Origin of the sequence: Pseudomonas sp. ESBL9, from assembly GCF_036668715.1 — a bacterium.
Classification (GTDB): Bacteria; Pseudomonadota; Gammaproteobacteria; order Pseudomonadales; family Pseudomonadaceae; genus Aquipseudomonas; species Aquipseudomonas lundensis.
In genome coordinates this window covers 336,836-349,823 of sequence record NZ_JAZEVV010000002.1, presented here as the reverse complement: position 1 = coordinate 349,823, position 12,988 = coordinate 336,836, and the positions used below count along the sequence as shown (strand labels likewise).

Annotated in this window: 11 protein-coding genes; 4 read left to right on the top strand and 7 right to left on the bottom strand. The window is 57.1% G+C overall.

Translation table 11 applies throughout. The features are described from left to right. Positions 1–4: 4 nt before the first annotated feature. The 4 genes from V6F78_RS08095 to V6F78_RS08080 all read right to left on the bottom strand — a co-directional run bounded on the left by V6F78_RS08095 (position 5) and on the right by V6F78_RS08080 (position 4,826). A complete protein-coding gene (locus V6F78_RS08095; RefSeq protein ID WP_332726942.1) occupies positions 5–1,366 on the bottom strand; it encodes an LLM class flavin-dependent oxidoreductase in 1,362 nt (453 codons plus the stop codon). Beyond that, positions 1,366–2,562, bottom strand: a complete 1,197-nt coding sequence (locus tag V6F78_RS08090) for an SfnB family sulfur acquisition oxidoreductase (RefSeq protein ID WP_332726941.1) — start codon at positions 2,560–2,562, stop codon at positions 1,366–1,368. Before V6F78_RS08090 ends, V6F78_RS08095 begins: the two co-directional genes overlap by 1 nt. A gap of 14 nt (positions 2,563–2,576) precedes the next feature. Continuing rightward, positions 2,577–3,818 (bottom strand): SfnB family sulfur acquisition oxidoreductase, encoded by a 1,242-nt coding sequence (locus V6F78_RS08085; RefSeq protein ID WP_169838851.1) that lies wholly within the window; start codon positions 3,816–3,818, stop codon positions 2,577–2,579. A gap of 243 nt (positions 3,819–4,061) precedes the next feature. Next, the gene (locus tag V6F78_RS08080) at positions 4,062–4,826 is read right to left on the bottom strand and encodes a hypothetical protein (protein ID WP_047296200.1); all 765 of its coding nucleotides are present in this window, start codon (positions 4,824–4,826) and stop codon (positions 4,062–4,064) included. A 666-nt stretch (positions 4,827–5,492) separates the two neighbouring features. On the opposite strand from V6F78_RS08080, the gene V6F78_RS08075 reads away from it, so the two are divergent. Together V6F78_RS08075 and V6F78_RS08070 are read left to right on the top strand one after the other, a co-directional pair. Then, positions 5,493–6,425 carry an SdiA-regulated domain-containing protein gene (locus V6F78_RS08075; RefSeq protein WP_070412783.1) on the top strand — a complete coding sequence of 311 codons (933 nt, stop codon included), beginning with the start codon at positions 5,493–5,495 and terminating at the stop codon, positions 6,423–6,425. A 112-nt stretch (positions 6,426–6,537) separates the two neighbouring features. Further along, a complete protein-coding gene (locus V6F78_RS08070; RefSeq protein ID WP_047279511.1) occupies positions 6,538–7,458 on the top strand; it encodes an SdiA-regulated domain-containing protein in 921 nt (306 codons plus the stop codon). On the opposite strand, the gene V6F78_RS08065 is transcribed toward V6F78_RS08070, so the two are convergent. From V6F78_RS08065 to V6F78_RS08055, 3 genes are all read right to left on the bottom strand, one after another. Then, complete coding sequence (locus tag V6F78_RS08065) at positions 7,452–8,114, bottom strand: TetR/AcrR family transcriptional regulator (RefSeq protein WP_070412785.1); 663 nt, start codon at positions 8,112–8,114, stop codon at positions 7,452–7,454. The genes V6F78_RS08070 and V6F78_RS08065 overlap by 7 nt on opposite strands. 47 nt (positions 8,115–8,161) lie before the next feature. Then, positions 8,162–8,863 carry a carbonic anhydrase gene (locus tag V6F78_RS08060; protein WP_332727051.1) on the bottom strand — a complete coding sequence of 234 codons (702 nt, stop codon included), beginning with the start codon at positions 8,861–8,863 and terminating at the stop codon, positions 8,162–8,164. A gap of 266 nt (positions 8,864–9,129) precedes the next feature. Next, positions 9,130–10,506 carry a glutamine synthetase family protein gene (locus V6F78_RS08055; protein ID WP_020295897.1) on the bottom strand — a complete coding sequence of 459 codons (1,377 nt, stop codon included), beginning with the start codon at positions 10,504–10,506 and terminating at the stop codon, positions 9,130–9,132. 278 nt (positions 10,507–10,784) lie between these two features. Between V6F78_RS08055 and V6F78_RS08050 the strand changes: the two genes are divergently transcribed. Together V6F78_RS08050 and V6F78_RS08045 are read left to right on the top strand one after the other, a co-directional pair. Continuing rightward, positions 10,785–11,561 carry a gamma-glutamyl-gamma-aminobutyrate hydrolase family protein gene (locus tag V6F78_RS08050; protein ID WP_047279513.1) on the top strand — a complete coding sequence of 259 codons (777 nt, stop codon included), beginning with the start codon at positions 10,785–10,787 and terminating at the stop codon, positions 11,559–11,561. Positions 11,562–11,597: 36 nt separating this feature from the next. Further along, positions 11,598–12,956 (top strand): glutamine synthetase family protein, encoded by a 1,359-nt coding sequence (locus V6F78_RS08045; protein ID WP_047296205.1) that lies wholly within the window; start codon positions 11,598–11,600, stop codon positions 12,954–12,956. Positions 12,957–12,988: the final 32 nt, after the last annotated feature.

Below are 12,988 nucleotides of genomic sequence, written 5' to 3'. Positions count from 1 at the left end.
CGCTTCAGGCGCTGTGGCGGTAACTCGCACCGGTATGCCGCTGGGGCAGGTGCGCATCGCTTTCGGTAAACAGTTTTTGACGCAGGCTGCCGGGGTCATAGGCCGTTTTGTACGAGCCCCGGCGTTGCAACTCGGGTATCACCAGCTCGATGAAGTCCTGGTAGCTTTCCGGGGTGACGATGCGGGTCAGGTTGAAACCGTCCAGCCCGGTTTCTGCAATCCACGCTTCCAGCTCATCGGCAACCTGCTCGGGCGACCCCACCACCGTCATGTACCGCCCCCCCAACGCGTGCTGTTCCAGCAGTTTGCGGCGCGTCCAATCGTTGTTTTGCAGCACCTGGGTGGCGGACTGAATGGCGTTGCTCTTCACGTACTGGATCGGTTCGTCCAGTTCGTAGTCCGAGAAGTCGATGCCCGTGGAGCTGGAGAAATGCGCCACACCCGCTTCGGCGCTGGCATAGCTGAGGTATTCCTCGCGCTTGGCGTGGGCCTGTTGCTCGGTCGGCGCGACGATCACGTTGAGGCCCATGAACACTTTGATGTCATCCGGGTTGCGCCCGGCGGCCTCGGCGCTGGCGCGCACCTTGTCGACCTGCTGGCGGGTTGCCGACTTGGTCTGACCGCTGATGAACACGCATTCGGCATGGCGCCCGGCGAAGGCCAGCCCGCGTTCGGAACTGCCTGCCTGAAACAGCACGGGCGTGCGCTGGGGCGAGGGTTCGCACAGGTGATAACCCTCCACCTGATAGAACTCGCCCTGGTGCTTCACCTTGTGCACCTTCTCCGGCCGGGCATAGATGCGCTGCGCCGGGTCGTTAATCACCGCGCCCTCTTCCCAACTGCCCTCCCACAGTTTGTAGAGCACCTCCAGGTATTCATCGGCCTGGTCATAACGGCGGTCATGCTCGACTTGTTCCTTCAACCCCATGGCCTTGGCAGCGCTGTCGAGGTAGCCGGTCACGATGTTCCAGCCCACTCGGCCACGACTGAGGTGATCCAACGTCGACATGCGACGTGCGAACAGATACGGCGCTTCGTAGGTCAGGTTCGCCGTGAGGCCAAAACCGAGGTGGCGGGTGACCGCTGCCATCGCCGACACCAACAACAAAGGGTCATTGACCGGCAATTGAATCGACTCTTTGAGCGGGACATCCACTGACTGCTGATACACGTCGTACACGCCGACAATGTCTGCGATAAACAGGCCGTCAAACAGCCCGCGCTCCAGTAACTGCGCCAGTTCAGTCCAGTACTCAAGGGTATTGAACGCCGTGGAGTTGTCGCGCGGATGTGTCCACAACCCGTGGTTGATGTGGCCAATGCAATTCATGTTGAAGGCATTGAGCAGGATCTTTTTCTTGGCCATCAGATCGTCCCCCGCAGTGGCGGGTTTTCATCATTGAGGTAGTAATTGCCCACGGCGTGGTACTTCCAGCGCACCGGGTCATGCAGGGTGTGTACCCGGGCATTGCGCCAGTGGCGGTCCAGCCCGTGCTCGGCCAGGGTTGCCTGGCTGCCCGCCAGTTCAAACAAGGTGCTGCCAGCGGCCAGGGAAATCTCGGTGCTCAAGGCGCGCGCTTCGGCGACGGCAATGGAGGCAGCGGCCACTGTCTCGGCAGTCGGGTTGGCCTGGGCACGATCAAGAAACTCCCCGGCCCGTTCCAGCAGGGCTTCGGTCGCACTCAGGCGCACGCTCAGGTGGCCAAAACTTTTGAGGGTCAACGGGTCTTCACTGGCGATGTCGGTGGTGGCGTCGATCCAGGGACGGGTTTTGGTGCGCACAAAGTGCAACGCGTCTTCATAAGCCGCCCGGGCAATGCCGGTGTCGATGGCCGCATGAAGGATCTGCGCCAGCGGGCCCACGGTGGTCGGGCGCTCGAAAGCGCTTTGGAACGGGATCACGTCTTCAGCGGCTACGAATACGTTGTCGAACACCACCGAACCACTGCCCGTGGTGCGCTGGCCGAAGCCACTCCAGTCATCAATGACGGTCAGCCCATCGCTGCCACGCGGCACGAAAGCCAGATGCTGAATGCCATCATCGTCGACCACCGAGGTGGGAATGCGTTGCGCATACAGCGCGCCCGTGGCGTAAAACTTGCGGCCGGTAATACGGAAACCATGCTCAGCCTTTGCAAGATGAGTCGTACGCTCATGAGCGTTTTTGGTACCCAGCTCTGCCAGCGCATTACCGAAACGTTGACCCGCCAGGACTTCTTCATACAAACGCTGTTTTTGTTGCGGGCTGCCATTCACCCTCAGCACTTCGAGGGCATAGAAATGGTTTTGCGGGATTTGCCCCAGCGAGCTGTCCGCCGCCGCAATCACGGCAATGACGTTGGCCAGCGTGGTGTTTGAAACACCCGCGCCACCAAAGCCCTTGGGCACGCAAATGCCCCACAGGCCGGTGCGGGAAAACAGTTCGAGTTCGTCGTGGGGCAAGCGCCGTTCGCGGTCGCGCAGGGCGCTGTCGCGCTTTAAAACGGCCGCCAGCTCACGCGCTACGCTCAGGGCCTCGGCGTCGCTGCGCAGCACCGGGACCTGTTGGGATGTCAGTGACATGGTTCTCTCCAGAGTCAGATCCAGGAATGTCGGGCGGGCAAGGTGCCGTTCAGGCGATACGCACCAATGGCGTGGTATTTCCAGCGCACCGGGTCATGCAAGGTGTGTACGCGGGCGTTACGCCAGTGCCGATCAAGGTTGAATTCGGCGAGGGTGGCGCGGCTGCCGGACAGCTCGAAGAGTTTTTCGCTGGCCGATAACGACAGTTCGGTGCTCAACACTTTGGCTTCGGCCACGGCAATCGAGGCGCGAGCGGCGGCCTGAGCGTCGACAGGGCTGGCACTCACCTCATCGAGCACACGTCCGGCCTTGCGCAGCAGCGCTTCTGCGGCATGCAACTCGATGCTGAGTTTGCCGATGTCTGCGATCACATACGGGTCATCACTGTTGCGCTCAACCTTGGCGTCAATCCACGGGCGAGAGCGTTCACGCACGAAGCGGACGGTGTCGGCAATGGCTTCGCGGGCGATGCCCAAATCAATGGCCGCCTGAATCAGCTGCGACACCGCGCCTTGAATATTCGGGCTTTCGTTGAGTCGCCAGTTGTCGACCACCAGGTCAGCGTCAACCCGCACATTGTTGAGCAGCACGGTGCCGCTGGCAGTCGTGCGCTGACCAAAACCTGACCAGTCGTCTACCACACGCAAACCCGGCGTTGCGCGCCGCACAAAGGCGATGACCTGTTTGCCTGCTTCATTCAGCGCTTTGACGGCAATCCAGTGGGCAAATAACGCGCCGGTTGAGTAAAACTTCTGACCGTTGATGACGAATGCATCGCCATCAGCAGTGATGCGCGCTTTAAGGTCGAGGGTATTTTTACTGCCGCGCTCAGGGCCGGCATTTCCAATGCGCCACCCTTGCAGCACGCTGCCAAACAGTTGCTCTTTTTGAGCCTGAGTCGCCGTATTCAGAATCAGATTCAGGATGCCGACCTGATTTTGCGGGATCTGCCCCAGCGCCGGGTCGGCCGCCGAGATGATCGCAAAGACTTCAGCCAAGGTGACATAAGACACCTGAGGGCCGCCAAACTCGCGGGGGATTGAAAGACTGCCCAAGCCACTCTGGGTGAACGCCTCGATCAGGGACCACGGCAGCTTGCGTTGCTGATCTCGCTTGGCAGCGTGTTCGCGGGCCACAGCAGCCAGGGCGTGCGCAGCTTCAAGGGCTTCGTTATCCGTGCGCAGAATGCGCGCAGGTAACAACAAAGGCGCGACGTCCTGGTCGCTGTGCAAATGTGCATTAGCCAAATTAGACATCAGTACCGCTCCTTGGCTGCACCCAATGCCCTGGCGTTACGCACAAGGGTGATTGTGTTACTGACCATACCTACCTCGCATCTCATGGGAGCGCCATTCAACGGCGCGGATAATCACTTGAGAGTCCGGTGGTCCGGTCTATATACCCTAATCGAGTATAAAAATTTTAAGAACTAACTTTTAGGAATATAGATAGACGTTTCTCACAGCCTGTTTACATACTTCTCACAGCGATGGCTCGGGCTACTCACGCCAGTTGGGCCTGGGTTCAGCCGCGCGTAGCAGCTCGCGGGGCGCAGGGTTAACGTAACGTTTGTTGGCCCCGACCCTGATGCTGCGAGGAGGCGCCCAGCGCGAGTTGTTGCCGACGCGATCGATCACGCAATAGGTGATTTCCAGCTTCAGGTCTTCCCCGGCTTCCTGAATGATCTCGGGCGGGACGAATACATTCACGGGTTTACCGATATCGATCACACGCAATTTGGGCACATCCATGCGAATGTCGCCCCACATCAGCGTGATGGCATCTTCGACTGCCATGTTGGGATAAGGCTCAATGGTCAGCGGCACCCCACGCTTCATTTGGCTCGGGTTGACCCCATAGCGCTGGATCGGATCAGGAATGATCACGGGCGCCAATCCCTGGTTTTCTTCACCGATGGCCTTGCCGCCTGGGGAGTCCAGTTTTACCAGGACTTTGAGTTGAGCGGACAGTGCAGGGCTGCTGCCTACATGCATCACCCGATAATAAAGTCGGGCAGTACCATTTTGTATGAAACTTTCCGGCACCCTAAGCTGGCAGGGCTGCCCCACATCCAACTTTCCAACTTGTCGAGAAGTTACATAGCAACCGTCCCAGAACAACTCGATCAGGTCGCCCTCCTCCATATTTGTATAGGGCATGATTGTTATGAACAGCTGCTCGGCGGCCAACGCACAAATAGTGTTTTTATTAGTTTGGTAAAGGGTAGGCGCCGCGAGCTTTTGCGTGTACGAAGTGAATGGCATATAAAAACTCCATAATTATTTATTAAGAACATAACCGCGTACGCCAGCGCAAATGAAGCCTGGCTCCAGACCGGCAGCGGATGTCATGTACCCGGAATACGTGCGACTGCCATCCGCTCGATCACCCCTGCATTCGGTGCGGCCGATATAAAGTGCTAGCGATGGAAATCGTTTTATTAGATAAGAGGGTAAGAAGGCAGGTGTCAAGTTTGAAGTAAACGAATACAAATGTCTTCGAACTATTCGGAAACTTCCTACTTTCAGGATGCTTCGATCAGCAACTTTTGCATCTTTGTAAGTTTAAAAGGCACACATATGTAATGTGCCTGTGTACAAGTTAAGGCGCTGCACACGTTATTTGATGTACCCAAGTGCAAGGCACATGAAGTGTACGCCCCATGAATTTTAGTTATCGCGCGAATTTATAGATGGTTCCTACACCGGCTTTAAGGGGTTACGCCTGGCCGCAGACCATCAGCCGTTCGCGCCCATAGCCATACGCCATTACTGAGATTTTCCCGGCGTTCCTCTAAGCTGGCCGCCCCGCTGTCCGTACTTTTGCCAATAATTTCACATGCCATCCGGATAATGCTTCCGGGAGAAGTCCGTCACTGAAACCTGTTTGTGTTATTTAGACGTAGCAAAAAATTCTGGAAGAGCACACCCATGCCCACCGATCCTCTGCTAACTCACCCTGCTCGCCGACCTTCGCGCTTTGGCCTGCGCTGGTATTACTGGCTTTTACTACTGGCTGTCTTGCTTTACGGCCTGATGATAGCCATGCACTGGGATGATCGGGGCGCGTTATGGGTGTTGGAACGGTTCGAGAGCAAGAAGGAGCAGAGCGAAAGCGTCTGGCTCCCTGATTACACGGCCGTCATTGATGCCAAAGCCCTGCCCGGCATGGAGAAAGATGAGGCCTCTGACCTGGCCTATTCGCCACTGACCAAGACGTTGTTTTCGGTCATGGGCAAAAACCCGTTTCTGGTCGAGTTAACCCTCGAAGGCGACGTATTGCGCAAAATCCCCCTGGACGGGTGGAGCAACCCTGAAGGGCTGACCGTCATGGAAAACGGGCTGTTGGCGATCGTGGATGAACGTAATCACATCCTGAGCGTTGTGAAAATCGACGCCAACACCCAACGCTTGAACAGGGCTGACTTCCCTCAATACGACCTTGGGGTTTCGAAGGACCAGAATAAGGCCTTTGAAGCCATCGCCTGGGACCCGCGCCGCCAGCAATTGTTGCTGGGAGAGGAACGCCCCCCGGCGATGTTCATCTGGAAGAGTGATGGCAGTCAGGTGCTCACCGGGGAGAAGCAAAAAGTGCCCAGTGATGAACTGGACTTGCGCAACCTGTCGGCCTTGAGCGTCGATCCACGCACCGGCCATACGTTGGTGTTGTCGGCTGACTCGCACATGTTGCTTGAACTGGATGAGTTGGGGGAGCAAGTCAGTTTCATGACGCTGCTCGGAGGCTTCAACGGCTTGAAAGAGACAATTCCTCGTGCTGAAGGCGTCGCCATTGATGAGCAGGGCACCCTGTACATGGTCAGCGAGCCCAATTTGTTTTACCGCTTCGAGAAAACCAAGAAATAACCTATAGACACGTAGGATTATTCTTGAAGGCGGCGGCGTGCTACGTAGATTAAGGTTTAATTCATACAGCCGTGGTATCAACACGGCCTGATCTGATTTGAGTTCGAAATCCATGCGCCGCACCCGTCGCTCTACTGTTTTTTTTATCAGCCTCCTGCTTGTGGTCTTTGTGGCCGCAGGCTTTGCTGCACAGCACGTTCGCCTGTTTGAGCGGGCCTGGTTCAACGCCCGCCAATTGTGGGAGCCGGTTGATCCGCAGAGCATCAATTTGGGCGAATACCAGGCTGTGCTGCAGGGCCAGAAAATTGAAGGCCTTGAAGACGATGTATCCGCACTTACCTACGACCCTCTGCGTAAAAGCCTGTTTACCGTCACCAACAAGCAAGCCGAGTTGGTGGAGCTGTCCCTGGACGGGAGGATTTTGCGCCGCATCCCGCTGATCGGTTTCGGTGATGCCGAGGCAGTTGAATTCATTGGGCCTGATACTTATGTCATCACCGACGAGCGTCAGCAGCGCCTGATCAAGGTCCATGTGGATGACAGCACCCAAGTGCTGGACGCAGCGCACGCCGAACAATTGACCTTGGGCATCAATCTGTCGGGCAATAAGGGGTTTGAAGGCTTGGCGTACGACTCGGTGGGCAAGCGCCTGTTTGTCGCCAAAGAGCGTGATCCCATGCTGATCTACGAAGTGCGCGGCTTTCCTCAGTCCAATCCCCAACAGCCGTATGCGACCCATGTGGTGAACAACCCGCGCCGCGACTCCCGGCTTTTTGTACGCGACTTGTCGAGCCTGCAATACGATGAGCGCAGCGGCCATTTGCTGGCGCTTTCGGACGAGTCGAAGCTGTTGATCGAACTGGATGTAGAAGGACGCCCAATCAGCACGTTGTCCCTGAAAAAAGGGCGACATGGCTTGAAGAAATCAGTCCCGCAGGCTGAAGGCGTCGCGATGGACGATGAAGGCACGGTGTACGTAGTCAGCGAACCGAATCTGTTCTACGTGTTTAAAAAGCCAGCGGCAGATCAGTGATCCGCTGAAACAGGTGCGGTGCGCTTGGGCAGAAACGGCGGCAAATAGAGCGCCAGATAGGCTTCGAACACCCGCATGCCCTCTTCGGCCATGCGCGGCGTAATGCTGCCGTGGAGCTGAATCGAACGCGCGTAGACGCGATCCCCCAGTTCCATCGCCAACGTGAAGACGTCTACGTCATCAGGCATGACGGGCAGTTCGAAATGCCGGGAAAACACGGCGTGTAGCAATTGGCCCAGTTCGAGGTCGTGTTGACGGTCGGCCTGAGTGACTTCGGTGAGGCCATGTTGCGCCAGAATCAGCTGCCGCGCGGCCGCATCCTCGTTGTAAATCCTCAGCATGCGTTGTTCCACCACACGGGCCAGATCGCGCCAGCCGTGCACCTGCGCATGCTCGACGGGCACTTGCAGGCAGGCACGGAAGGCGGCATGAACATCACTGGTGAGGGCTTCGAGCAGCCCCGGCACGCCGGAAAAAAAATGGTAGACCGACGACGGCGGAATTTGCGCCCGCTCTGCCACGCTATAAATGGACAGACTGGCGACCCCTTCGCTGGCAAGCAATGTACGGGCGGCAGCGAGGATGGCCTCAATCCGGCCCTGACTACGGGCGCGGGCTTTGCGAGGTGCTGCGCGTAAAGGGGCGGGGCGCGTCATGGGGCTCTCCTGCGGGTCAGCAGGCATTGTACGAGCCGAGTGGGCGGTTAGCCACTGACCCTCACGGTGTGCTTGATCACAGGCTGGACGGGCCGTGGATCAATGGGAAACATCAATTGGAAGGCCACAATTTGTTCCTCCGACACTTCGACGGGCGTTTTCAAGATATGCCAGCGGACCTTTTCAGTGCAGGGCGGTACAGGCAAGCCTGCTCGGTAGGTGTAGTAATGACGCTGAGCAGGCATAAAACGCTCCACATTCAACTGCCCTAACACATAGGCATCGCCCTTGTGTCGAGGCATGACCCCTAACAACTGAGCGAGACTGCTGTTTTCTTTTCCTTTTTTAAACTGAATGGCAATCACCGCCAGCGTGCCTTTTTTGTCGCGATGAACCAGATGCGCAGACAGGGGATAAATCTGACCCTGGATTTGCTCACCGCTGGGGGTATGGAAATGCAACTGCTCAAATTCGTAGACTTTATTGCCTAACCTCAGCTCACCTTTGAGGTCTGTACGAACTTCGAGCGTATGACCGTTATGCCTGACAGTGGCCGGACCTCTGAAATAGCGCACCTGCAAGGGGGGCAAATCGGCAAGCACTGCATGCTCAATATTGATGGGCGACTGCTGTTCCCCGTCGCTACACAACGCGTATTTTGGGTCCAGCGTGGCCAGGTGCTCTGCACGGGAAGGTGCGTTATAGCGCCAAGGCGCTTCCTCATCAGCCAAGGCAGAGTGATAGACCATCAACGCCATTAACAAAAGGGTCGCCGCCAGGCGGTGATGTTTGATCGCTGACCGCTTCAAGACAAGATGCATAAAAAGGCAGTCCGGTGAAGGTAATGGAGCGCCCTACGTGAGGCTCAACAAGTCGATCATCTTGGGAGCTTCGAATGTATTTTTATGTAGGATTTGTCCTGTGGGCTGGCAGAAAAAGCCTGATTAATTGAACGAAAAAACCAAAAAAACGCCGCGGGCTCAGGAGCCGGCGGCGTTTTTTGTGCGCGATCCGTTTACACGGTGTGCAAGTACCAGTTGTATTCGAGGTCGGAGATGGAGTGTTCAAACTCTTCCAGCTCACTCTCTTTACAGGCGACAAAGATATCGATGTATTTGGGATCGATGTACTTGGCCATCACTTCGCTGTCGTCCAGCTCGCGCAGTGCATCACGCAAGTTGTTGGGCAGACTTTGCTCGTTCTGCTCGTAGCTGTTGCCTTCAACCGGAGCACCCGGCTCGATCTTGTTGGTCAGGCCGTGGTGAACACCGGCCAGAACAGACGCCATCAACAGGTACGGGTTGGCATCGGCGCCGGCTACCCGGTGCTCGATACGCACAGCGTCGGACGAACCCGTCGGAACGCGGATCGCGACCGTGCGGTTGTCCAGGCCCCAGCACGGTGAATTCGGCACGTAGAACTGTGCGCCAAAGCGACGGTAGGAGTTGACGTTAGGGCAAAGGAACGCCATTTGGGCGGGCAGGGTCTCCAGCACACCGCCGATTGCATGGCGCAATGCGGCGTTCTGCTCGGGATCCTCGCTGGCAAAAATGTTCTTGCCGTCTTTGTCCAGAATCGAAATGTGTACATGCAACCCGTTACCCGCCTGGCCCGGATAAGGCTTGGCCATGAATGTGGTGTCCATCTCATGGTCGTAGGCGATGTTTTTAATCAGGCGCTTGAGCAATACCGCATAGTCGCAAGCCTTGATCGGGTCGGCGACGTGGTGCAGGTTCACCTCGAACTGAGCCGGTGCGCTTTCTTTAACGATGGCGTCAGCCGGGATGCCTTGCTCTTTCGCACCTTCCAGAATGTCCTGGAGGCAGTCGACGTATTCGTCGAGGTCGTCGATCAGGTAGACCTGAGTCGAATGCGGGCGTTTGCCAGAAATTGGCGAGCGAGGAGGTTGCGGACGACCGTTCACGTTCTCCTGGTCAATCAGGTAGAACTCCAGCTCGAACGCGGCGCAGATGGTCAGGCCAAGATCGTCGAATTTGGTCACGACTTGACGCAGTACTTCGCGGGGATCGGCGAAGAAAGGTTCACCTTCAAGTTCGTGCATGGTCATGAGCAGTTGCGCAGTCGGGCGCTTTTGCCATGGTTCATTGCACAGGGTGTCAGGGATTGGATAACAGATTCGGTCTGCGTCACCGATGTCCAGACCCAGACCGGTGCTTTCCACCGTTGAGCCATTGATATCCAGAGCAAATAAAGAGGCTGGCAGGTTGATGCCTTTCTCGTAAACCTTGTGGAGGCTGGTGCGTTCAATGCGCTTGCCGCGCACTACACCATTCATATCCGCAATTAGAAGGTCAACGTACAGAACCTCAGGATGTTCCTTAAGGAACGCGTTCGCTTCATTCAGCTGAACGGCACGCGGGGGTACCGACATGATGCAACACCTTTGTTGTTAAAAATATCAATCATTGAGCGCTACGGGTTTCAGTCAACCCGAACGGCATACCGAAGTCAAGCAGCCTGTTTTTCGCCCTAAAAAAGCGCCGAAAGGCCATTTTTGACGCTTTTTAGGGCGCCATTCACTTAAAAAAAACCGTGCCGCCCGCAGGCTTGAGCGGGCCGTGTTGTATTTTTTACGGGGGTGTTGTGTAAAAAAATGAACAAGGCTAAGCTCGATTCAAACCCATAACAGCAATAATACCGGGGTGTTACATGTCACGCCTGCCGTTAATCGGCGTCACCGCCTGCACCAAGCAGATCGGTTTGCATCCTTATCACATCACCGGTGACAAGTACGTGCGAGCTGTTGCGGTGGCAGCCAAAGGCTTGCCTCTGATCGTTCCGTCGTTGGCGGAGCTTATTGATCCGATCGATATTCTTGACGGTCTGGATGGCCTGCTCTTTACCGGGTCACCCTCCAATATCGAACCTCATTTGTATCACGGCCCGTCCAGCGCGCCTGGCACGCTGCATGACCCTGACCGTGATCGCACCACCCTCCCCCTGATCCGTGCCGCGCTCGCCGCTGGCGTTCCCGTGCTTGGCATTTGCCGCGGGTTTCAGGAGTTGAATGTAGCCCTCGGCGGCTCGCTTCACCAGAAACTCCACGAAGTCGAGGGCTTCATCGAGCACCGCGAAGACCCGAGCGCCCCGGTTGACGTGCAGTACGCACCCAGCCACGCCATGCACGTTCACCCCGGCGGCGTGCTAGCCGGTCTGGGCGTGCCGGCCGAATTCGCGGTCAATTCCATCCACACCCAGGGTATTGATCGCTTGGCCCCCTGCTTGCGGGTTGAAGCCACTGCGCCGGACGGTCTGGTGGAGGCGGTTTCGGTCGAAGGCGGCAAGGCTTTTGCTTTAGCTGTTCAGTGGCACCCCGAATGGCAGGTAAGCTCTAACCCGATTTACCTCGCCATCTTCCAGGCATTTGGAGATGCCTGCAGACGGCGCGCAACACAACGCGACGCCGATGCGTCAGTAAACGCCTGACTTATTCAAGTCAGGAAACTCAGCCCAGAGGCATTTATGAGTAACAACCTCGACCAGCTCACCGATTGGTTGAAAGACCACAAGATCACAGAAGTCGAATGCATGATCGCCGACCTTACCGGGATTACTCGCGGCAAGATCTCGCCGACCAACAAGTTCATTGCCGAAAAAGGCATGCGCCTGCCCGAGAGCGTATTGCTGCAGACCGTAACGGGCGACTACGTCGAAGACGACATCTATTACGAACTCCTCGATCCGGCCGACATTGATATGGTCTGCCGCCCCGACGAGAACGCCGTATTTCTCGTGCCATGGGCGATTGAACCCACGGCCCAGGTGATTCACGACACCTACGACAAGCAAGGCAACCCGATTGAGTTGTCGCCGCGCAACGTGCTGAAGAAGGTGCTTAAACTCTATGCCGACCACGGCTGGCAGCCCATCGTGGCGCCGGAAATGGAGTTTTACCTGACCAAGCGCAGCGACGACCCGGATTATCCATTGCAGCCGCCAGTCGGTCGCTCGGGTCGCCCGGAAACCGGCCGTCAGTCCTTCTCTATAGAAGCCGCCAACGAATTCGACCCCCTGTTCGAAGATGTTTACGACTGGTGCGAACTGCAAGAGCTGGATCTGGACACCCTGATCCACGAAGACGGCACCGCGCAGATGGAAATCAACTTCCGTCATGGCGACGCGCTGTCGCTGGCCGACCAGATTCTGGTGTTCAAGCGCACCATGCGTGAAGCCGCGCTCAAGCACGACGTTGCCGCCACCTTCATGGCCAAGCCCATGACCGGCGAGCCCGGCAGTGCCATGCACTTGCACCAGAGCATCATCGACATCGAAACCGGCAAGAACGTCTTCTCTAATGAAGACGGCACCATGAGCACGCTGTTCCTCAATCACATCGGTGGTTTGCAGAAGTTCATTCCAGAGCTGCTGCCGCTGTTTGCACCGAACGTGAACTCCTTCCGCCGTTTCTTGCCTGACACCTCGGCACCGGTGAACGTGGAGTGGGGTGAAGAGAACCGGACCGTGGGTCTGCGGGTGCCGGATGCCGGTCCGCAAAACCGTCGGGTCGAGAACCGTCTGCCGGGCGCCGACGCCAACCCGTATCTGGCGATTGCCGCCAGCCTGCTGTGTGGCTACATCGGCATGGTCGAAGGCGTTAATCCGAGCGCGCCGGTTGTCGGCCGCGGTTATGAGCGTCGCAACCTGCGCCTGCCGTTGACCATCGAAGATGCGCTTGAGCGCATGGAAAACAGCAAGACCATCGAGAAGTACCTGGGCACCAAGTTCATCACCGGCTACGTCGCGGTCAAACGTGCCGAGCATGAAAACTTCAAGCGCGTCATCAGTTCGTGGGAGCGGGAATTCCTGCTGTTCGCCGTCTGAAACGCCGGGGCCGCGCTTGGGAAGCGCGGCTC